Consider the following 19,282-nt stretch of genomic DNA (forward strand, 5'->3'; position numbering starts at 1 on the left):
CCGCTGCAGTAGCAGCGGGCCTTGAGCGCGCAAGACAAAGATCAGTTGGTGTAGAGCGCCTTCATTTGCTCGCGCTCATTGGTGGACTGGTTACGCAGTTCCAGGGAAACCTGCTGCCGCGTTTTGCTGCCAGCAGTTGCCGCATCGGATTTTTGCGCCATCTGCGGGGTCACGGCATCGCCATGGAGCATTTGATCGTGAACGTTCGGATCCAGGGAATGTTTGGCGGTGTTTTGACCGATGTGCTCGGGCGTGAAGTGAACCACGTCACCATTCCCTTGATGCCATGCAGATGTTGCTTGAGCAATACCGGAAAGAGCCGTCAGGGCGACAGCGAGCGCGAGAGAAGTGGTCTTGGCAATCATTTTGAAGTCCTTTTCAGAAGGTTGAGGCGGGATTCCCGGCCTGTGCGAAAGGCACGTACCGACTGTATGAAGCTGCCGCCAACAAAACGATGACGACCAAATTACGTTTCTCTCATTTCGACAGGCGCGTGATTCATTCCCATGGCCTGACGTGACCCTGCCACTGGAATCGTTTTCACAGCGGCGCCAAATCTGGAGCAATCAACCATGCCAGCAAGCACAACGCTGATCTACCACTGCCCCATGCATCCGGAAGTTCGGCAGGACCACCCGGGGCGCTGCCCCAAATGCCAGATGCTTCTGGTGCCGGAGGGGGAGCCGAACCATGGTCATCAGCATGGCCATCATCACGGCCATGTTCATGGTGAAGCACCGGCGCCGCGCGCCGCATCCGCGCAAGTCGATGTGCCAGGTGAAGCAACGCCAGCTCCTTCTGGCACCGTCTACACCTGTCCCATGCATCCAGAAGTACGGCAGGACCATCCCGGCAATTGCCCCAAGTGCGGCATGACGCTGGAGCCCATCATTCCCCTGGACGAGGACGACAACCACGAGTTGCGCGATTTTCAGCAGCGCTTCTGGTGGACGTTGCCGCTCACCGTGCTCGTGACGGTCCTGGCGATGTTTGGGCATCGTCTCGGATGGTTCGACATGAAGGCGCAAACCTGGGTGGAGTTGGCGCTGTCGCTGCCAGTCGTAGTGTGGACGGGTGGACCTTTCTTTGTCAGGGGCTGGCAATCCCTGGTCCAGCGCAGCCCCAACATGTGGACCCTGATCGGCCTGGGCACGGGCGCGGCCTTCGCCTACAGCCTGGTGGCCACGCTGGCGCCGGGCGTGTTCCCTGAATCGTTCGTCTCCATGGGCCGCGTGGCGGTCTATTACGAGGCGGCCGTGGTCATCATCTCGTTGACCATGTTGGGCCAGATCATCGAACTGAAGGCACGATCACAAACTTCTGCCGCGATCAAGGCGCTCCTGGGCCTGGCGCCCAAGACCGCGCGCCGTATCAATGTGGATGGCAGCGAAGAGGATGTGCCGCTGAACCATGTGCACGTCGGGGATCTGCTGCGCATCCGCCCCGGCGAGAAAGTGCCGGTCGATGGTGTGGTGACAGAGGGCAGCAGCGCCGTGGATGAGTCCATGCTGACAGGCGAGCCCGTGCCAGTGACCAAGCGGGTCGGTGACAATGTGATCGGTGCTACCCTGAACACCAGTGGCGCCCTGGTGATGCGCTCCGAGAAGGTTGGCGCTGCCACCATGCTGTCGCAGATCGTGCAGATGGTGGCCAATGCGCAGCGCTCGAAGGCCCCGATGCAGCGCATGGCCGACGTGGTGGCTGGAAAATTTGTGGTGGCGGTGGTGCTCATCGCGGCGGCCACCTTTCTGGCCTGGGGCCTGTTTGGTCCCGAGCCGAGCTGGGTATTCGGCCTGATCAATGCAGTGGCGGTGCTCATCATCGCTTGCCCATGTGCCTTGGGCTTGGCCACCCCCATGTCCGTGATGGTCGCCACCGGCCGTGCCGCTACCCAAGGCGTGTTGTTCCGGGATGCCGGCGCCATTGAAAAGATGCGCGAGGTCGACACCCTGATCGTGGACAAGACCGGTACGCTGACCGAAGGCAAACCTGCGTTTGACACGGCCGTGGCGGCCCCGGGTTACACGCCCGACGATGTACTGCGTCTGGCCGCCAGCCTGGACCAGGGCAGCGAGCATCCACTGGCAGACGCAATCGTGAGCGCTGCGCGCGGTAAGGGTATGGCGCTGGTCCCACCCGCTGATTTCGAATCTGGCAGCGGCATCGGTGTACGAGGCACGATCGATGGTCGCCGACTGGTGCTGGGCAATGCCGCACTGATGCAGCAAGAAGGCGTGGCGACCGATGCACTCAAGGTAGACGGCGAGCGACTCCGTAGCGAGGGCGCCAGCGTGATGCATCTTGCGGTGGATGGGGAGTTTGCCGGTATCTTGGCCGTCACCGATCCGATCAAGGCCACCACGCCCGATGCGATCCAGTCGCTGCATGCCAGTGGTCTGCGCATCGTGATGGCGACCGGTGACGGCCTGACCACAGCAAGGGCCGTGGGTGCGAAGCTCGGTATCGACGAAGTGCATGGAGAGGTCAAGCCCGCCGACAAGCTGGAGCTTGTAGAGAAGCTTCAGAAGAAAGGCCATATCGTCGCCATGGCTGGTGATGGCATCAATGATGCCCCTGCGTTGGCCAAGGCTGACGTCGGCGTTGCCATGGGCACCGGTACGGATGTCGCCATGAACAGTGGTCAGGTCACGCTGGTAAAGGGCGATTTGCGTGGCATTACAGCGGCACGGGACATTTCCGTCGATACCGTTAGGAACATGCGCCAAAACCTGCTCTTCGCCTTTGTCTACAACGGCCTTGGGGTGCCGATCGCAGCCGGCGTGCTGTACCCATTCACCGGGTGGTTGCTGTCCCCCCTGATCGCAGCGTTGGCAATGAGCCTCAGCTCAGCTTCGGTGATTTTCAATGCGCTGCGACTGCGCCGTGGCCATTGAGGGCGCAGGGACCTCTTCGCGAAAATCTATGAATGCCCCTCTTCTCGAATCCGTACTGACCTGCCCGCACTGCGGCTTCGCTCGGCAAGAAGCCATGCCCACGGATGCCTGCCAGTTTTTCTACGAATGTCGCCAATGCAAGGTACTGCTGCGGCCTCGTCCCGGCGATTGCTGCGTGTTTTGCTCTTACGGTTCCGTGCCTTGCCCGCCGGTTCAGTTGCAGCGCGGTTGCTGCGAGTAGCCGCCAGCCGCAGATGACAGAAAAGTAATCTACGGCTCATCCCTCTATCAGGCCGCCCTGCCGAGAATGGCTGCATGGGATGGCGCTGCAGAACCGGCGCGCTGGCAGAACACTGCTGACACCGTGAAAGACACTGAGGGAATCAACGCAATGGATCCAACCTACCATCGGTTCACCGAGCTATTTCAACAACTGGGGCTGGCTGCCGACACCCAGAGCATCCGGGAATTTCTGGTGCGCCACAGCCCACTCCCCCCCTCCATCAGGCTGGAAAACGCCCCGTTCTGGACTCAAGCGCAATCATCCTTGCTACGGGATGAGTTATTGCTGGATGCGGATTGGGCGGAAGTCGTTGATCAACTGAACGCGGCCTTGCGTGGAGCGGAGGGCAAGTGATGGCCACGATCCGCTTGAGACGATCCATCGGTGCCGCTCTGCTGGCACTTGTTTTTACCCAGACAAGTTTCAGTCAAGAGGGGCGACTTGGCGCCCATCTGGAGGGGCTGCTGATTGCGGCGCGAGAGGGCAACCCGGAGTTTGCCAGCATGCAGTTTGAGGCCGATGCTGCCGCAGAGCGAGTCCTGCCTGCTGGTGCTTTGCCAGACCCCAAGTTCAGTATGGAACTGCGTGATCTCACTCGGATGGGCGAGCGCAATCCGACGCTGTTGCCAGGGCGCGTGGGCAGCACGCGCTACTTGATTACACAGGAGTTGCCGTGGTTTGGAAAGCGGGGGCTCAAGCGTGACGTTGCCGAACTGCAGGCCGAGGCGGCTTGGGGACGGGTGTCTGGGACTTGGAGTGAATTGGCCACCAGGATCAAGACAACATACGCACAGCTTTACTACCTGGACCAGAACGAGCGGCTCACCCGGGAAATCCTGGATTTGATGTCCCGCCTGGAAAAGGTTGCGCAGGTGCGCTACGCCAGTGGTTTGGCGGCACAGCAAGACGTGATCCGTGCGCAGCTGGAACAGACCACCATGCGCAATGAATTGATCGCTCTCGAAGCTGAGCGTAGCCAGCTGCAAGCCAGATTGAAGGCGCTCGTGGGGCGTCCAGCCAATGAGCCGCTGGCTGCGCCGGAGCGTATTCGCTCGCTCCCCGCCTCCGAGAGCATGCGCTTTGAGGTTCTGGAGCAGCGCGCACGAGCCAGCAATCCGCTCTTGCGAACCGAGGAATCACAGATCCGGGCAGCGGAAAAGAACCGCGAGCTCACCTACAAGAACCGCTATCCGGATTTCGCGGTAGGGGTGTCGCCGATCCAGTATGGCAAGTCGATCCGGGAATGGGAGCTGATGGTCGAGGTCACCATCCCTCTGCAGCAGGATACTCGGCGCGCGCAGGAGCGGGAGGCGCAAGCCATGCTGGATGCCGCGCGTTCCCGTCGCGAAGTCGCCACCAACCAGGTGCTCGCCGATCTATATGAAAACGTCGCTGGCCTGGAGGCAGCGCGCCGCACGCTGGCATTGACCACGGAGAGCCTGCTGCCCCAGTCGGAACTGACCTATCGATCTGCGTTGGCAGGCTATGAATCCGGCAAGGTGGACTTCGCCACCCTGCTCGACGCCCAGAGGCAAATACGCCAGGCCAAGCTCAATCAGGTCAAGGCAGGCGTCGCCGCGCAAACGCGGCTGGCAGACATCGAGCGCATCGTTGGAGAAGAACTATGACAACAAATCTCAAGGTAGGCGCGCTCGTGCTGGCGGCGGTGGCACTGGCTGCGGGGGGGGGCTACTGGTATGGCCAGCGGCAGTCCGCTGTGCATGGATCGGAGCCGGCGGCTTCGATGGCGGCCTCGGCAAGCGAGAAGAAAGAGCGCAAAGTCCTGTACTACCGCAACCCAATGGGTCTGCCCGACACATCTCCCACGCCCAAGAAAGATCCGATGGGGATGGACTACATCCCGGTCTATGAAGGCGAACAGGAGTCGGAAGCTGAAAGTACCAATCAGATCAAGATCAGCACCGACAAGGTTCAGAAGCTCGGGGTACGCGTCGAGGCTGCCACCTTGCGCACGCTGGACAAGACGGTACGTGCCGCCGGCCGCATTGAACCCGATGAGCGACTGAGCTACGCCATCACGCCCAAGTTCGAGGGCTACGTCGAACGCTTGCATGTCAATGCCACCGGTCAGGCGGTGGGCAAGGGCCAGCCATTGTTCGAGGTCTACAGCCCGGAACTGGTGTCGGCACAACGCGAGTACGCCATTGCCGCCCAGGGGGTTGATTCCTTGAAGAGTGCCAGCGAGGAAACGCAGAACGGCATGCGGCAACTCGCAGAATCCAGCCTGATGCGCCTGCGCAACTGGGATATTTCGGACGAGCAGGTGAAAGCGTTGGCCCAGTCTGGCAACGCGCGCCGCACGCTCACGTTCCGCTCGCCGGTGGCGGGCATCGTGACCGAGAAAAAGGCCGTGCAAGGCATGCGCTTCATGCCAGGTGATGCGCTCTACCAAGTCACCAACCTGTCCTCCGTGTGGGTGATCGCCGATGTGTTCGAGCAGGACATTGGCTTGGTCAAGCCCGGCACGAAGGCCACGGTTCATATCAACGCCTACCCGGACAAAGTCTTCACTGGATCCATCACCTACGTGTATCCGACGCTCACGGCGGAAACCCGCACCGTGCCCGTGCGCGTGGAACTGACCAATGCAGGCGGCTTACTGAAACCGGGCATGTTCGCTCAGGTGGAACTGCCTGCCGCCTCCAAAGGGGCCGTCTTAACGGTGCCAACGTCGGCGGTTATCGACAGTGGAACACGCCAGATTGTTTTGGTGCAACTCAAGGAGGGACGTTTCGAGCCCCGTGAGGTCAAGATCGGCGCACGCAGTGAAGACCGCGTCGAAATCATCAATGGAGTACAGGACGGCGAAATGGTCGTGGTGGCCGCCAACTTCCTCATCGACGCGGAAAGCAACCTCAAGGCTGCCGTCGGAAGCCTGGGACATGCAGGGCACGGTGCGCAACCCTCCACGGACGGAGCCCCCAGTACCAAGGTCGTCACCGGCGTAGGCCATCAAGCCGAAGGCACGGTAGAGGACGTGGACGCGAAAACCTCCACGGTCACCCTGGCGCACGGCCCGGTGGCCAGCCTCAAGTGGCCGGCCATGTCCATGGAGTTCAAGGTGGCCCATGGCGGCTTGCTGAAGGAGCTCAAGCCCGGCGCAGCGGTGGCGTTCGAATTCGTCGAACGCGGGCAGGGCGAGTGGGTGATCACCGCCGCCAAGCCCGCAGGTAAAGCTGCGGCCAATTCGCACGCCGGCCACAACTGATCCTCGGGAGACACCATGCTTGCGAAGATCATTGATTGGTCGGGGAGAAACCGTTTCCTGGTACTGCTGGCGACCCTGTTCGTTATCGTCGGTGGCGTCTATGCCGTGCTCAAGACGCCGCTGGACGCGCTGCCCGACCTGTCGGACGTGCAGGTCATCGTCTACACCGAGTACCCGGGCCAGGCCCCGCAGGTGGTCGAGGACCAGGTCACCTATCCGCTGACCACCTCCATGCTGTCGGTGCCCAAATCCAAGGTGGTGCGCGGCTTTTCCTTCTTCGGCGCTTCGTTCGTCTACATCATCTTCGAGGACGGCACCGACATCTACTGGGCCCGCTCGCGCGTGCTCGAATACCTCAACTTCGCCGCCGGGCGCATGCCCAAGGGCGTGACGCCCCAGATCGGGCCGGACGCGACCGGCGTGGGCTGGGTCTACCAGTACGCACTGCTGGCCAAGGACAAGACCCTGGCCGAGCTGCGCACGTTGCAGGACTGGTACCTGCGCTACCAGCTCACCAAGGCCCATGGCGTGGCCGAAGTGGCGTCCATCGGCGGCTTCGTGCAGACCTACCAGGTCACCGTCGATCCCGTGAAACTGCGCGCCTACGGCATTCCTCTGGCCAAGGTGTCGCAGGTGGTGCGCGATTCCAACCGCGACGTGGGCGGGCGCGTCGTCGAGATGGCCGAGACCGAGTACATGGTGCGCGGCAAGGGCTACCTGCGCGGCGTGGCCGACATCGAGAACCTGGTGGTCAAGGCTAACAAGGGCACACCGGTCCTCATCCGCGACATCGCCCGGGTGGAATTGGCGCCCGACGAGCGCCGTGGCCTGACCGAACTCAACGGCGAGGGTGAGGTGGTCTCGGGCATCGCCATGGCGCGCTACGGCCAGAACGCGCTGGAGGTGATCCACAACCTGAAGGAAAAGATCACCGAAGTCTCGACCGGCCTGCCCGAGGGCGTAACCATCGAGGCGGTGTACGACCGCTCCGACCTGATCCACCGCGCCATCGACACGCTCAAGCGCACGCTGCTCGAAGAAAGCCTGATCGTCGCGCTGGTCTGCATGGTTTTTCTCATGCATGTGCGCTCGGCGCTGGTGGCGATCCTGATGCTGCCCGTGGGGGTGCTGATCGCCTTCATCGCCATGCGCCTGCTGGGCATGAACTCCAACCTGATGAGCCTGGGTGGCATCGCCATTGCCATCGGTGCCATGGTGGACGCAGCCATCGTCATGATCGAGAACGCGCACAAGCACCTGGAGCGGCTGCCCCAGGAACACACAGACACAGAGCGCGTGGACGCCATGATCACGGCCTGCAAGGAAGTCGGACCGGCACTGTTCTTCTCGTTGCTCATCATCACCGTGTCCTTTCTTCCGGTGTTCACGCTGGAATCGCAGGAAGGCCGCCTGTTCTCGCCACTGGCCTACACCAAGACCTTCGCCATGGCTGGGGCCGCGCTGCTGTCGGTGACGCTGGTGCCCGTGCTGATGATGCTGTTCATCCGTGGGCGGATCATGCCGGAGGCCCGCAATCCGGTGAACCGCTTCCTGATCTGGGTCTACCGTCCCATCATCGCCGCCGTGATGCGCTGGAAGAAGCTGACCGTGGCGGCAGCCCTGGTGGTGCTGGGCGTGTCGTTCTACCCGGCCAGCCAGCTCGGGTCGGAGTTCATGCCCACGCTCAACGAGGGCACGCTGCTGTACATGCCAGCGTCGCTGCCCGGTATGTCGATCACCAAGGCCGCCGAGCTGATGCAGACGCAGAACAAGATCATCAAGAGCTTCCCGGAGGTGGCCTCGGTCTACGGCAAGGCCGGCCGCGCCAACACGGCGACCGATCCGGCGCCGACCGAGATGTTCGAAACGGTGATCAATCTGAAGCCCGAATCCGAATGGCGCGACGGCATGACGATGGACAAGCTGATCGCCGAGCTGGACCAGGCATTGCAGTTCCCCGGGGTGTCGAACGCCTGGACCATGCCCATCAAGGCACGCATCGACATGCTGTCCACCGGCATCCGAACGCCTATCGGCATCAAGGTCTTCGGCAAGGACCTTGCCGAGATGGAGCGCCTGGCACGCGAGATCGAAGCCGTGGTCAAGCAGGTGCCTGGAACGACCTCCGCGTTCGCCGAGCGCATTACGGGGGGCTTCTACCTCAACATCGAACCTGACCGGGCACAACTGGCGCGCTATGGTCTTGGGGTTGGGGAACTGCAAGAGGTCATTGGCACGGCCCTGGGGGGCGAGATGGTGACCACCACGGTCGAGGGGCGTGAGCGCTTCGGTGTCACGGTGCGCTACCCACGCGAACTGAGAGCCGACCCGCAGCAGATCGCCAGAGAAGTGCTGGTGCCCACCATGGATGGTTCCATGGTGCCGCTGGGGCAGGTGGCGCGTGTGGAGGTTGCCAAGGGTGCTCCTGGCATCCGGACCGAGAACGCACTGCTGTCAGCCTACATCTTCGTCGACATCCGGGACCGCGATATCGGTGGCTACGTGGCGGATGCGCGCAAGGCGGTGAACGAGCAGGTTCAATTCCCACCCGGCTACTACGCGACCTGGAGTGGTCAGTTCGAGTCCATGGAGCGTGCGGTGCAGAAAATGAAAGTGGTCATTCCGGTCACGCTGCTCATCATCTTCTTGCTCCTGTACCTGAACTTCAAGCGGCTGACCGAAACCTTGATCGTCATGCTATCGGTGCCGTTTGCCTTGGTGGGCGGTATCTGGCTCATGTGGTGGCTGGGCTACAACATGTCGGTCGCCGTCGCGGTGGGTTTCATCGCATTGGCGGGGGTTGCCGCTGAGACGGGCGTGATCATGCTGATCTATCTTGACCACGCGTGGGAAGAGATTCAGTCCCGACGGCGTGCCGAAAACAAGGAGCCTAGCGTGGCAGATCTCTATGAAGCCATCATGGAAGGCGCGGTCGAGCGGGTGCGTCCCAAGATGATGACGGTGGTTGCCATCATGGCCGGCCTGCTGCCTATCCTGTGGGGGACCGGCACAGGCTCGGAAGTGATGAGCCGTATCGCTGCGCCGATGGTCGGAGGAATGATCTCCTCGACCGTACTCACGCTGGCAGTAATCCCGGCGATTTACGGTTTGGTCAAACAATGGAGATTGAAGAGCGTGGTGGCATAGGTGTCGCATCCCGGACGATCGGAGGGGCGCTTGTGGAATAGCTGCGGGGGTGTTTGGTACCACTCTTTCATGGCCTGCATAGGCGTCTTGCTGTCCAGCGTTGACTGCGGCAACTGGTGGTTGCGCAAGGCCACATAGCGCAGCAAGGTCGAGTCCGTCGTCGCCCATGTGCGGCCATGTGGCGGACGTCGGCAGCAGGGCGTTCAGGTCCGTGGGCATGGTGCATCCCCGTTCAATGTGTCGGTAAGCAGAATGCCATGGACGGCGACGCCATGGCACCCTTGCGGCCAACAGCGACCGGCCTGCCCAACCCTTTCGGGTTGGACGGGCAGAACGTCAGCGCTCACCCGCCAGGGCGCGGTCCACCGAGAGCCGGCCCGCGCCGCTGAACAGCAGCGACAGCGAGGCCGCGAACAGGGCCAGCGCATACTCGTAGCCGCCCTTGTCGAGGAAGAAGCCCTTGCTGAAGTGCACCGCGAAGATGGCGACCAGCATGGCGAACGCCAGCGCGGCGGCGGCCGGGCGCACCAGCAGGCCCACGACCAGCGCCAGGCCGCCGAAGAATTCGGCCGCGCCGGCCAGCAGCGCCATCAGGTAGCCGGGGTTCAGGCCGATGGAGCCAAAGAAATGCCCCGTGCCGTCCAGGCCATAGCCGCCGAACCAGCCGAAGAGCTTTTGCGCGCCATGCGCGGCGAAGATGATGCCCACAGGGACGCGCAGGGCCAGGGCGCCAGCGCCGTTGCCGGTGGCCATCAAACGATGAACGAGAGCGTTGTTCATGGTGTTCTCCAGAGGTGTCGGATGGATAGCTCAGGCCTTGCGGATCCAGGTGGGCGCGATCACCGTGCCCAGCCCGGCACCGTAGCCGAGGTAGATGTTCAGGCCGGCCACCGGCTCAAGGTAGCGCGCGTTCTTCAGGCCGCCCGCATCGATGACATCAAAGCCCATGCTCTCGGCCAGCGCGCTGGCGGTCTGCTTGGCGCGCGGGCTGTCGCTGGCGACGAAGACCGTGACCTTGCGGCCGTTGCCGAAATCGGCGCCTTCGGCCAGCACCTGCGCGAACACGGTGTTGAAGCCCTTGACCACCTCGGCGCCCGGCACGGCCTGGGCAATTTCTTCCGCGGCCGAGGTGCTGTGGCCCAGCGTCAGGCCCATGTAGTCGGGCGTCAGCGGGTTGGTGATGTCGATGACGACCTTGCCTTGCAGGTCGCCCACGGCGTGCAGCGCGCCCACGGCGTCGGCATAGCCGGTCGCCAGCACGACCACGTCGGCGCCAGCGGCTGCGCCGGCCGTGGCGACGGGCTGGGCGCCCGGGTGGGCCGCCGCCACTTGCGCCGCCTTGGCGCTGTCGCGGGCGGTCACGCTGACCTGGTGGCCGGCGCGCACGAGTTGTTTGACGAAGGCCGAACCCATATTGCCGGCGCCGATGACTGTGACTTTCATGATGTTTCCTTCGGGTGATACAGCGTGCTGCTGCGATGGAGTGAACTTTAATAGTCACGTAAAAATCAATAAATAAGATATTTATTGATTTATTGAGCCGAAAATCGGCACAATAGAGCCATGGACAAATTCCAGGAAATGCGGGCCTTTGTGGCCGTGGTTGATGCCGGGAGCTTTGTGCGCGCGGCCGATGCGCTGAATCTTTCGAAGACAGCGGTGTCGCGCCTGGTCGGCGACCTGGAGGAGCGGCTGGGCGCCCGGCTGCTGCAACGCACGACGCGCAAGCTTTCGTTGACGGCCGAAGGCGCGGTCTTCCACGAGCGCTGCCGGCAGCTGCTCGACGGCGTGGCCGAGGCCGAAGCCGAGTTGTCGTCCCAGGCGGGCGAAGCGATCGGCCAGCTGCGGCTCAATGTGCCGGTCACCTTCGGCCTGCTGCATCTGGCGCCGCTGTGGCCTGGCTTCATGGCGCTGCACCCCAAGGTGGAGCTGGACGTCACGCTGTCGGACCGGCTGGTCGATCTGGTGGACGAAGGTTATGACCTGGCGGTGCGCATCGCGCGGCTGCAGACCTCATCGCTGGTGAGCCGCCAGCTCACGTCCACGCGGCTCATCCTGTGCGCCTCGCCCGCGTATTTGCAGCGCCACGGCACGCCCGCGCACCCTTCGGAGCTGGCGCGGCACGTGGTGTTTGCCTATTCGCTGCTGGCCTCGGGCGACCAGTGGACCTTCGAAGGGCCGGACGGGCCCGTGAGCGTGAAGGTGGCGCCGCGCATGCGCACCAACAGCGGCGACACCTGCTGCACTGCGGCGCTGCAGCACCAGGGCATCGTGCTGCAGCCCTCTTTTCTGGTGGGCGCGCACCTGGCGTCGGGCGCGCTGGTGGAAATCCTGCCGCAGTTCCGTTCCCATGAACTCGGCGTGTACGCGGTGTACCCGAGCCGCAAGCACCTGACGCCGAAGGTGCGCGCGCTGATCGACTTTCTCGTCGATGCCTTCCGCATGCGGGCCTGGCCGGCCTGATGCGGATTCCGCACGGGCCAGGAATGGCGTGCGTTGCTATATAAACAATAGCTGATGGCGCTTGCTGGGTCTGCGGTTCAGGCCATTTGTGCTTGAATCATCGGCCCAGCGCGTAGAACTCCGTGTTGGGGCGCATGTTCGTCACGTTGGCCATCCGGTTGGACAGCCCGAAGAACGCCGAGATGGCGGCGATGTCCCAGACATCTTCCTCGTTGAAGCCATGGGCCTTGAGCGCGTCGAAATCGGCTTCGCCCACCTGTTGCGCAGTTTGCGAGACCTTCATGGCGAAGTCGATCATGGCTTTCTGGCGGGGCGTGATGTCGGCCTTGCGGTAGTTGGTGGCGACCTGGTCGGCGATGAGCGGGTTCTTGGCGCGGATGCGCAAGATCGCGCCATGCGCGACCACGCAGTACTGGCACTGGTTCATGCTGCTCGTGGCCACCACGATCATTTCCCGCTCGGCCTTGGTGAGGTTGCCGGGCTTCTCCATCAAGGCGTCGTGGTAGGCGAAGAAGGCGCGGAATTCGTCCGGCCGGTGGGCCAGCGCCAGGAAGACGTTGGGGATGAATCCGGATTTCTCCTGCACCGCCACGATCCGCTGGCGGATGTCGTCGGGCATGTCCTGCAGTTCAGGGACGGGAAAGCGGCTCGCGGGCGCGGGCTGGGGCTGCGTCATGGCTTTTTCCTTTGAGGGGTGAGATGGTGCAGGGCCTTGCGGCCCAGGGGTCAGCGGTGGACGTCCACGACGATGCGGCCGCGCACTTCGCCGTTGAGCAAGCGGCTGGCCAGGGGAATGGCGTCGGCCAGTCCCACTTCGTGACCGATCGCGCCGAGCTTGTCCATGTCCAGGTCGGTGCCCAGGCGCTGCCAGGCCCGCAGGCGGTCGGCGCGCGGGCACATCACGCTGTCAATGCCGGCCAGGGTGACGCCGCGCAGGATGAAGGGCGCCACGGTGGCGGGCAGGTCCATGCCACCGGCCAGGCCGCAGGCGGTGACCACGCCCCGGTACCGGGTGGTGGCGCACACGTTGGCCAGGACATGGCTGCCCACCACGTCCACGGCGCCCGCCCAGCGTTCCTTGCCCAGGGGCTTGCCGGGGGATGTGAACTGGGCGCGGTCCAGCACCTCCGCCGCGCCGAGTTGGCGCAGGTAGTCCGCGTCCTGCGGGCGGCCCGTGGCCGCGACCACGGTGTAGCCCAGCCGGCTCAGGATGGCGATGGCCACGCTGCCCACGCCGCCCGCCGCGCCGGTGACCAGGATCTCGCCGTCGGCCGGCTTCACGCCATGCTTTTCCAGCGCCAGCACGCACAGCATGGCGGTGTAGCCGGCGGTGCCGATGGCCATGGTCTGCAGCGGCGCGATGGCAGAGGGCAGGGGGATCAGCCAGTCGCCATTGAGGCGCGCCTTCTGCGCCAGGCCGCCCCAGTGCGCCTCGCCCACGCCCCAGCCGTTGAGCAGCACGGCGTCGCCGGGGCGATGGTCCGGGTGGGTGCTGCTCTCGACGGTGCCCACCAGATCGATGCCCGGGACCATGGGGAACTTGCGCACCACCGGGCCCTTGCCGGTGAGGGCCAGGGCATCCTTGTAGTTCAGCGTGGAGTGGCTCACGCGCACCGTCACATCCCCGTCCGGCAGCCGTGCGTCGTCGATGTCCCGCACGGCGGCCCGGTAGCCCGCGTCGTCTTTCTCGATCAGGATGCCCTTGAACATGTGGTTCCTCCTTTGGATTTAGACCAGTCGTCTATTGGGGTGCAAAAAAAAGCTACCGGGCCCGGAAGCCGGCAAAGAAAAAACCGGCGAACAGGTCCAGCGGCGCTGGGGATTGTTCGAGCTTGGCGCGCAGCACCGCGCCTTCCCAGCCGATCCAGAAGAAGGCCGCCACCTGCCGGGGGTCCACGTCGCGCGCCAGCTCTCCCGCCTCCTGGGCCTCGGTGAGGCACGCGGCGAAGCGGCACTGCCAGTCCTCGAATGTGTCCTGCAGGCGCGTGCGGAAGCTCTCGGGCAGCGCGCCCATCTCCTGGCCCAGGTTGCCAATCAGGCAGCCACGGCGGTAGCCAAAGCGCGCCATGCCCGCCTTGGCGTCGTCGATGAAGGCGTGCAGGCGGCCCAGCGGCGACAGGGCCGTGTTGCGCAAATGGCGATCGAGCTTGCGGGCGAAAAAATCGCCGTAGCGCTGGATCAGCTCCAGGCCGAAGGCTTCCTTGCTGTCGAAGTAGTGGTAGAAGGAGCCTTTGGGCACCCCCACGCGCCCCAGGATTTCATCGATGCCGGTGGCCGAGAAGCCCTTTTCGGTCAGCACCTCCAGGCCGGCGCGCAAGAGCAGCTCGCGCGTGTCGACCAGGCCAGCGCGCTGGCGTGGCGGCCTGCCACGGCGGCGGGGGGCTTGCACTTGCGGGTCCATGGGTGAATATTAGACCGATTGGCTTGTAAATGCAAATCCGCAGCACGGCGGCCAAGGTTCGCCATGCGCGCTTCCGTGAATCCGGAGGAGAGGGCCGTCAGTAGCTGCGCCCGCCCTTGTACATGGCGTGCTGGCGCCGCTGCAGGGTGGCCACCTCGGCCACGCGCGCCATGGCCGCGCCCGCATGGGCGTGCGTGATGGCCAGGCCCAGCGCGTCGGCCGCGTCGGTGCCGGGCAGGCCGGGCAGGTCGAGCAGGCGGCGCACCATCTCCTGCACCTGGGATTTGGCGGCGCGGCCGTGGCCGACCACGGCCTTCTTCATCTGCAGCGCGGTGTATTCGGCCACGGGCAGGTCGCGCGCCACCAGCGCGGTGATGCAGGCGCCGCGCGCCTGGCCCAGCAGCAGCGTGGACTGCGGGTTGACGTTGACGAAGACGATCTCCACCGTGGCCACGTCGGGCTGGTAGCGCGCCGCCACCTCGCCGATGCCGTCGAACAGCACCTTCAGGCGCCCGGGCAGGTCGCCCAGCGCGAGCTGGGTGGTGCGGATAGTGCCGCTGGCCACGTAGCGCAGCTTGTGGCCCTCCACGTCGAGCACGCCAAAGCCGGTGGTCTGCAGGCCGGGGTCGATCCCAAGGATTCTCATATGCTATTGAATTTGTAGCTATTGGCGCTTTATGGTAAAGCGCCAGAGGCCATTTTGCTTATAAACCGAAGTACCAACGCACCGAATGGAAGAACACCGGCGCGGCGAAGCACAGCGCGTCCACCCGGTCCAGCAGGCCGCCCGCGCCCGTGACCGACTGGCCCTGCATGCCCCAGCTGGTGATGCCCCGGTCGCGCTTGAGCGCCTTCATCACCAGATGCCCCAGGCTGCCCGCCACGCAGGCCAGCAGCGCCATGCCCAGCGCCTGCCCCGGCTTGAACGGCGTGATGAACGACAGCAGCCCGCCCACCAGCCCGCCCACGGCCACACCCGCCAGCCAGCTTGCCCACTGGAAGCTCTGGCTCACGGCCGGCGCCACGGGCGCGTGTGGAAAGCGCCGCCCCAGCAGGTGCTGCACCACCATGCAGGTCTGCACCGCCAGCACCAGGTAGAACACCAGGAAGGCGCCCCGGCCTGGCTCCTGCCCCGGGAAGTCGAGCAGCAGCAGCGCGGGCACATGGCTCATGCCGTAGACGCAGACCATGATGCCCCACTGCAGCTTGGCGCTGCGCTCCAGGAAGCGCTGCGGGTCGTTGGCCAGCGCGCTCACCACGGGCAGCGCCAGGAACACGTAGACCGGGATGAACACCGTGAACAGGTCGAAATGCCGCGTGCCCACCAGCACGAACTGCGCCGGCAGCACCACGAAGAAGGCCAGCACCAGGCTGCGGTGGTCGCCGCGCCGCGTGGGCGAGAGCGTGATGAACTCGCGCAGCGCGAAGAATGCCACCAGCGCGAACAGCACCGTGGCCGCCGTGTCGCCCAGCACCCAGCCCACCCAGAACACCGTGGCCATGGCCCAGGAAGTCTGCAAGAGCCCGCGCAGGCGGCGCCCCTTGGCCTTGCGCACGGCTGCGGCGTCGGCATCGCCCGCAGGCGTTTCGCGCAGGCCGCGCGCGAAGGACCAGAGCGTGACCAGCGAGAGCACGCCGAAAACCACGAGGAACAGCGCCCCGATCTGCTGGGTGGTGCTGAGGCTGCGCAGGAAGGCATTCATGGCGTCACACCTCGCGCAGGGCCATGACGGCGCGGCGTGCGCGGTCCAGGAAGGGGCGGCGCTCCTCGCCGGGTTCCAGCTGGATGGGCGCGCCGAACGTCACCGAGCACAGGATGGGCACCGGCACCACCTCGCCCTTGGGGATGACGCGCTGCACGTTGTTGATCCAGGCCGGCACCAGCACCACGTGGGGGAACATCTGCGCCAGCCGGAACAGGCCCGACTTGAAAGGTTGCGGGTCGTCCGCATGGCCGCGCGTGCCCTCGGGGAAGATGATGATCGAATCCCCGCTCTCCAGCGCGCGCACCAGCGGCGCCAGCGGGTCGCCCTCGGGCAGCGCGGCGCGCAGGGCCTCGGGGGTGGGCGGGGGCGGCGCCTCGGCGGTCGGCTCCGGCCCGCCGGGAGGCGCGCCGCCCGCGTCCGCCGCCGGGCCGGCCGGGGCCGCAGGCGGGGAGGCCGCCTGGCGCTCCACGTAGATGGCGTTGAACACCGCGCTGGTGATCCACTGCCGGAAGGGTGATTTCGTCCAGTAGTCGCGCGCGGCGATGGGGCGGGTGATGCTGCGCAGCTCCTCGGGCAGCGCGGCCCAGATCATCACCAGGTCGGCATGGCTCTGGTGGTTGGCGAAATAGATGCGTTGCTCCGCCTTGGGCGGGCAACCGTACCAGCGCGCCTGCGAGCCGGTGAGCACGCGCACCAGGCCCAGCAGGAAGAAACCCATCAACTTGGCAAGCATGGCGGGATCATAGGGCGCGAACGGGGCGGCGCCGAGCCGCCCGTTAGGTGCGGCTCCCGGTGGCGGATTCCAGCACGGCGAGCACGCCCCGGCAGGCGTCCTCCACGATATCGAGCACCTGCTCGAACCCGGCCGCGCCGCCGTAGTACGGGTCGGGCACCTCGCGGGCCGGCACGGTGGTGCAGAAGTCGGTCAGGCGGCGCAGGCGGTGGTGCTGCCCCGGCGGGCACAGCGGGCGGGCGTGGGACTCGTTGGCCGCGTCCATGACCAGCACCAGATCGAACGCCTCGAAATCGCGGGCCACGAGGCGGCGCGCGCGCTGGGCCGAGAGATCGTAGCCGCGCCGCGCGGCGTGCCGCTGGGCGCGCTCGTCGGGCGGCTCGCCCACGTGGTAGCCGTGGGTGCCGGCCGAATCGACGGTGACTTGGCGCGCCAGGCCGGCGTCGGCCACCATTTTTTCCAGCACGCCGTGGGCGGTGGGGCTGCGGCAGATGTTGCCCATGCAGACCATGAGGACGCGGACGGGCCCGGCGCGGTCGGCGAGATGGGGCAGGGCGGGGAGCGAGGGGGTGTGGTGCATGGGGAGGTCAATCAGGGGTGGAGGCACGCTGCGCGCGCAGCGCGCCGGGGCTCTGGCCCAGGTGCTGGCGCATCAGCCGACCCAGGCTGGCGGCGCTGGCCAGACCCACCTCGCCGGCGATGGCGGCCAGGCTGTGGTGCGAGTGCTGCACGCGCCACTGCGCATGCTCCAGGCGCATGCGGGTCCAGTGCTCGTGCGCGCTGACGCCGAAGCGCTCCCGGAACAGCCGATCGAGGTGGCGGCGCCCGATGCCGATGCGCCGCGCCAGTTCGGGAATGCCCATGGGCTCGCCCAGCGAGCTGCGCATCAGCGCGATGGCGCGCGAAAGGTGCCGGCCCAGGCTCGGGTCGCCCTCCATCGAGCGCAGGGGGTGCGCGGGGTGGCGGGGCTCGTCCACCAGCATGTCGGCCAGGCCCTTGCAGGCACGCGCGCGGCCGCAGTGGCGCGCGAGCAGTTCCACCGCCATGTCGATGGCGGCGGTGCCGCCGGCGCAGGTGATGCGGTCGCGGTCGAAGCAGTAGATCAGCTCGCTGCGCACCGCGATGCGCGGGAAGGCGCTGCGGAATTCGGCCACGTGGCGCCAGTGCAGCGCCACCTCGTGGCCGCGCAGCAGCCCGGCCCGCGCCAGCAGGAAGCTGGCGTTGTCGATAGCCACCAGCGGCAGACCGTGGCGGCTGGCGGCGCGCAGCACGGGTGCGTAGGTGCCGGCCAGGGCCATGGACTTTTCCACCGTGCGGCTGCCGAACACCACGAGGTAGTCGAATGCGCGGAAATCCACGTCGGCGGGCGTGGTGTCGGTCTCCACGCGCACGCCGCTGCTCGACGTGACGCTCTGGCCGTCGACGCCCAGCAGCGTCCAGGCGCAGTGGCGCTGGCGGCTGAGGTCCGCGTCGTCGGCGGAAAAGCGCAGCTTGTCGAGGAAGGCGCCGAACGGCAGCAGGGTGAATTCCGGCAGCGGCAGCAGCAGCAGGCGCACGTCGGGCCGCTCGGGTGCCGGTGCGGGAGAAGGGTGCGTGGTCAGGCCCATGAGAATGTCCAGATTGGCTGCAATATAAGCCAGATCGGATATGTGGCAAATCTACCGGCGGGCCTAGACTGCACCGCTGTTTCCACGACTTTTCCGGAGTGCCGCGATGGCCTGGTCCACCTGGTTCGTGTATCTGCTGGCATCGGTGGGCCTGTCGCTCACCCCCGGCCCCAACAGCCTGCTGGTGCTGGCGCACGGCGCGCTGCACGGGCGCCGGCGCACGCTCTGGACGATCGCGGGCGGTGCCCTGGGCTTCGCGTTGCTGATCGGCCTGTCCATGCTGGGCATCGGCGCGCTGCTGCGCGCCTCGGCCGACGCGCTGACCCTGCTCAAGTGGGGTGGCGGCGCCTATCTGGTGTGGCTGGGCATCCAGCTCTGGCGCGCCCCGCCGCTGCAACTGGACATGCCCGAGATCGATGGCCAAAAAGGCCCGATCCGCCGCTCGGTGATGTTCCGCCAGGGCCTGCTCGCGGCCATCTCCAACCCCAAGGCCTTGCTGTTCTACGGTGCCTTCCTGCCGCAGTTCATCGAGCCGGGACGCAGTCTGTGGCTGCAGTACGCCGTCATGGCGGGCACCTTCGGCGTGATCGAGTGCGTGGTGGAGTTCGGCCTTGCCAGCCTGGCGCACCGCGTGCGCCCCTGGCTCCAGCGCGTGGGGCGGCGCTTCAACCAGGGCTGCGGCCTGTTGTTCGCGGCGATGGGGGCGGCGCTGCCGTTGACGAACTGAGCTTGGACGAGGAAAGCGGCCGAGAAAACCGTGCTGCGGCAGTGCGTGACAATCCTTGCTGCGCCGTATGGGCGATGGGGAAAGAGAGTGAC

At 65.5% G+C, this 19,282-nt stretch carries 19 protein-coding genes and 1 pseudogene; 8 read left to right on the top strand and 12 right to left on the bottom strand.

Going from position 1 to position 19,282, the window contains the following annotated elements; translation table 11 throughout:
- Window positions 1–41 precede the first annotated feature (41 nt).
- Window positions 42–365, bottom strand: coding sequence for a hypothetical protein (locus tag D8S75_RS17385; protein ID WP_157982597.1), 324 nt, complete (start codon window positions 363–365; stop codon window positions 42–44).
- A gap of 207 nt (window positions 366–572) precedes the next feature.
- Here D8S75_RS17385 and D8S75_RS06580 point away from each other — a divergent pair, with 207 nt between their 5' ends.
- The 6 genes from D8S75_RS06580 to D8S75_RS06605 all read left to right on the top strand — a co-directional run bounded on the left by D8S75_RS06580 (window position 573) and on the right by D8S75_RS06605 (window position 9,553).
- Window positions 573–2,894 (top strand): copper-transporting P-type ATPase, encoded by a 2,322-nt coding sequence (locus D8S75_RS06580; RefSeq protein WP_119965261.1) that lies wholly within the window; start codon window positions 573–575, stop codon window positions 2,892–2,894.
- Between the two features lie 28 nt (window positions 2,895–2,922).
- Window positions 2,923–3,135 (top strand): GDCCVxC domain-containing (seleno)protein, encoded by a 213-nt coding sequence (locus D8S75_RS17720; RefSeq protein ID WP_119965263.1) that lies wholly within the window; start codon window positions 2,923–2,925, stop codon window positions 3,133–3,135.
- Window positions 3,136–3,285: 150 nt separating this feature from the next.
- The gene (locus tag D8S75_RS06590; protein WP_119965265.1) at window positions 3,286–3,531 is read left to right on the top strand and encodes a DUF2789 domain-containing protein; all 246 of its coding nucleotides are present in this window, start codon (window positions 3,286–3,288) and stop codon (window positions 3,529–3,531) included.
- A complete protein-coding gene (locus D8S75_RS06595; RefSeq protein ID WP_119965267.1) occupies window positions 3,531–4,805 on the top strand; it encodes a TolC family protein in 1,275 nt (424 codons plus the stop codon). Before D8S75_RS06590 ends, D8S75_RS06595 begins: the two co-directional genes overlap by 1 nt.
- Entirely contained in the window at window positions 4,802–6,406 is a 1,605-nt protein-coding gene (locus D8S75_RS06600) for an efflux RND transporter periplasmic adaptor subunit (protein ID WP_119965268.1), read from the top strand. Before D8S75_RS06595 ends, D8S75_RS06600 begins: the two co-directional genes overlap by 4 nt.
- Window positions 6,407–6,421: 15 nt before the next feature.
- Entirely contained in the window at window positions 6,422–9,553 is a 3,132-nt protein-coding gene (locus D8S75_RS06605) for an efflux RND transporter permease subunit (protein ID WP_119965270.1), read from the top strand.
- Here the strand turns inward: D8S75_RS06605 and D8S75_RS06610 are convergent.
- The 3 genes and pseudogenes from D8S75_RS06610 to D8S75_RS06620 form a co-directional block, all read right to left on the bottom strand.
- Window positions 9,508–9,708: pseudogene (locus tag D8S75_RS06610) on the bottom strand (hypothetical protein); the annotation flags it as partial. The gene D8S75_RS06605 and the pseudogene D8S75_RS06610 sit on opposite strands and share 46 nt — an antisense overlap.
- 181 nt (window positions 9,709–9,889) lie before the next feature.
- The gene (locus D8S75_RS06615; RefSeq protein WP_119965272.1) at window positions 9,890–10,333 is read right to left on the bottom strand and encodes a DoxX family protein; all 444 of its coding nucleotides are present in this window, start codon (window positions 10,331–10,333) and stop codon (window positions 9,890–9,892) included.
- A 30-nt stretch (window positions 10,334–10,363) separates the two neighbouring features.
- Window positions 10,364–10,996, bottom strand: a complete 633-nt coding sequence (locus tag D8S75_RS06620; protein WP_119965274.1) for an NADPH-dependent F420 reductase — start codon at window positions 10,994–10,996, stop codon at window positions 10,364–10,366.
- A gap of 120 nt (window positions 10,997–11,116) precedes the next feature.
- Here D8S75_RS06620 and D8S75_RS06625 point away from each other — a divergent pair, with 120 nt between their 5' ends.
- The gene (locus D8S75_RS06625) at window positions 11,117–12,016 is read left to right on the top strand and encodes a LysR family transcriptional regulator (RefSeq protein ID WP_119965276.1); all 900 of its coding nucleotides are present in this window, start codon (window positions 11,117–11,119) and stop codon (window positions 12,014–12,016) included.
- A 97-nt stretch (window positions 12,017–12,113) separates the two neighbouring features.
- Here D8S75_RS06625 and D8S75_RS06630 read toward each other — a convergent pair whose 3' ends face one another.
- The 8 genes from D8S75_RS06630 to D8S75_RS06665 all read right to left on the bottom strand — a co-directional run bounded on the left by D8S75_RS06630 (window position 12,114) and on the right by D8S75_RS06665 (window position 18,463).
- Window positions 12,114–12,692 carry a peroxidase-related enzyme gene (locus D8S75_RS06630; protein ID WP_119965277.1) on the bottom strand — a complete coding sequence of 193 codons (579 nt, stop codon included), beginning with the start codon at window positions 12,690–12,692 and terminating at the stop codon, window positions 12,114–12,116.
- Between the two features lie 50 nt (window positions 12,693–12,742).
- On the bottom strand, window positions 12,743–13,726 hold the full coding sequence (acuI, locus tag D8S75_RS06635; RefSeq protein WP_119965279.1) for an acrylyl-CoA reductase (NADPH): 984 nt from the start codon (window positions 13,724–13,726) through the stop codon (window positions 12,743–12,745).
- Window positions 13,727–13,778: 52 nt separating this feature from the next.
- On the bottom strand, window positions 13,779–14,417 hold the full coding sequence (gene acuR / locus D8S75_RS06640) for an acrylate utilization transcriptional regulator AcuR (protein ID WP_119965281.1): 639 nt from the start codon (window positions 14,415–14,417) through the stop codon (window positions 13,779–13,781).
- Between the two features lie 97 nt (window positions 14,418–14,514).
- Window positions 14,515–15,063, bottom strand: coding sequence for a crossover junction endodeoxyribonuclease RuvC (ruvC, locus tag D8S75_RS06645; RefSeq protein WP_119965282.1), 549 nt, complete (start codon window positions 15,061–15,063; stop codon window positions 14,515–14,517).
- Between the two features lie 58 nt (window positions 15,064–15,121).
- Complete coding sequence (locus tag D8S75_RS06650) at window positions 15,122–16,120, bottom strand: phosphatidate cytidylyltransferase (RefSeq protein WP_119965284.1); 999 nt, start codon at window positions 16,118–16,120, stop codon at window positions 15,122–15,124.
- Between the two features lie 4 nt (window positions 16,121–16,124).
- Window positions 16,125–16,856 carry a lysophospholipid acyltransferase family protein gene (locus D8S75_RS06655; RefSeq protein WP_119965285.1) on the bottom strand — a complete coding sequence of 244 codons (732 nt, stop codon included), beginning with the start codon at window positions 16,854–16,856 and terminating at the stop codon, window positions 16,125–16,127.
- Between the two features lie 43 nt (window positions 16,857–16,899).
- On the bottom strand, window positions 16,900–17,436 hold the full coding sequence (locus tag D8S75_RS06660; protein ID WP_442475181.1) for a low molecular weight protein-tyrosine-phosphatase: 537 nt from the start codon (window positions 17,434–17,436) through the stop codon (window positions 16,900–16,902).
- A gap of 7 nt (window positions 17,437–17,443) precedes the next feature.
- Complete coding sequence (locus tag D8S75_RS06665; RefSeq protein ID WP_119965286.1) at window positions 17,444–18,463, bottom strand: GlxA family transcriptional regulator; 1,020 nt, start codon at window positions 18,461–18,463, stop codon at window positions 17,444–17,446.
- Window positions 18,464–18,569: 106 nt separating this feature from the next.
- Here D8S75_RS06665 and D8S75_RS06670 point away from each other — a divergent pair, with 106 nt between their 5' ends.
- Window positions 18,570–19,190: a LysE family translocator gene (locus tag D8S75_RS06670; protein ID WP_119965287.1), complete on the top strand. Its 621-nt coding sequence runs from the start codon at window positions 18,570–18,572 to the stop codon at window positions 19,188–19,190.
- Window positions 19,191–19,282: the final 92 nt, after the last annotated feature.

This window comes from Simplicispira lacusdiani (assembly GCF_003604195.1).
Taxonomy (GTDB): Bacteria; Pseudomonadota; Gammaproteobacteria; order Burkholderiales; family Burkholderiaceae_C; genus Simplicispira; species Simplicispira lacusdiani.

What these genes read in the sequence shown, in the direction of transcription:
- D8S75_RS17385 (WP_157982597.1), bottom strand. Translation starts at nt 365, where the DNA reads ATGATTGCCAAGACCACTTCTCTCGCGCTCGCTGTCGCCCTGACGGCT.
- D8S75_RS06580 (WP_119965261.1), top strand. Translation starts at nt 573, where the DNA reads ATGCCAGCAAGCACAACGCTGATCTACCACTGCCCCATGCATCCGGAA.
- D8S75_RS17720 (WP_119965263.1), top strand. Translation starts at nt 2,923, where the DNA reads ATGAATGCCCCTCTTCTCGAATCCGTACTGACCTGCCCGCACTGCGGC.
- D8S75_RS06590 (WP_119965265.1), top strand. Translation starts at nt 3,286, where the DNA reads ATGGATCCAACCTACCATCGGTTCACCGAGCTATTTCAACAACTGGGG.
- D8S75_RS06595 (WP_119965267.1), top strand. Translation starts at nt 3,531, where the DNA reads ATGGCCACGATCCGCTTGAGACGATCCATCGGTGCCGCTCTGCTGGCA.
- D8S75_RS06600 (WP_119965268.1), top strand. Translation starts at nt 4,802, where the DNA reads ATGACAACAAATCTCAAGGTAGGCGCGCTCGTGCTGGCGGCGGTGGCA.
- D8S75_RS06605 (WP_119965270.1), top strand. Translation starts at nt 6,422, where the DNA reads ATGCTTGCGAAGATCATTGATTGGTCGGGGAGAAACCGTTTCCTGGTA.
- D8S75_RS06615 (WP_119965272.1), bottom strand. Translation starts at nt 10,333, where the DNA reads ATGAACAACGCTCTCGTTCATCGTTTGATGGCCACCGGCAACGGCGCT.
- D8S75_RS06620 (WP_119965274.1), bottom strand. Translation starts at nt 10,996, where the DNA reads ATGAAAGTCACAGTCATCGGCGCCGGCAATATGGGTTCGGCCTTCGTC.
- D8S75_RS06625 (WP_119965276.1), top strand. Translation starts at nt 11,117, where the DNA reads ATGGACAAATTCCAGGAAATGCGGGCCTTTGTGGCCGTGGTTGATGCC.
- D8S75_RS06630 (WP_119965277.1), bottom strand. Translation starts at nt 12,692, where the DNA reads ATGACGCAGCCCCAGCCCGCGCCCGCGAGCCGCTTTCCCGTCCCTGAA.
- acuI (WP_119965279.1), bottom strand. Translation starts at nt 13,726, where the DNA reads ATGTTCAAGGGCATCCTGATCGAGAAAGACGACGCGGGCTACCGGGCC.
- acuR (WP_119965281.1), bottom strand. Translation starts at nt 14,417, where the DNA reads ATGGACCCGCAAGTGCAAGCCCCCCGCCGCCGTGGCAGGCCGCCACGC.
- ruvC (WP_119965282.1), bottom strand. Translation starts at nt 15,063, where the DNA reads ATGAGAATCCTTGGGATCGACCCCGGCCTGCAGACCACCGGCTTTGGC.
- D8S75_RS06650 (WP_119965284.1), bottom strand. Translation starts at nt 16,120, where the DNA reads ATGAATGCCTTCCTGCGCAGCCTCAGCACCACCCAGCAGATCGGGGCG.
- D8S75_RS06655 (WP_119965285.1), bottom strand. Translation starts at nt 16,856, where the DNA reads ATGCTTGCCAAGTTGATGGGTTTCTTCCTGCTGGGCCTGGTGCGCGTG.
- D8S75_RS06660 (WP_442475181.1), bottom strand. Translation starts at nt 17,436, where the DNA reads ATGCACCACACCCCCTCGCTCCCCGCCCTGCCCCATCTCGCCGACCGC.
- D8S75_RS06665 (WP_119965286.1), bottom strand. Translation starts at nt 18,463, where the DNA reads ATGGGCCTGACCACGCACCCTTCTCCCGCACCGGCACCCGAGCGGCCC.
- D8S75_RS06670 (WP_119965287.1), top strand. Translation starts at nt 18,570, where the DNA reads ATGGCCTGGTCCACCTGGTTCGTGTATCTGCTGGCATCGGTGGGCCTG.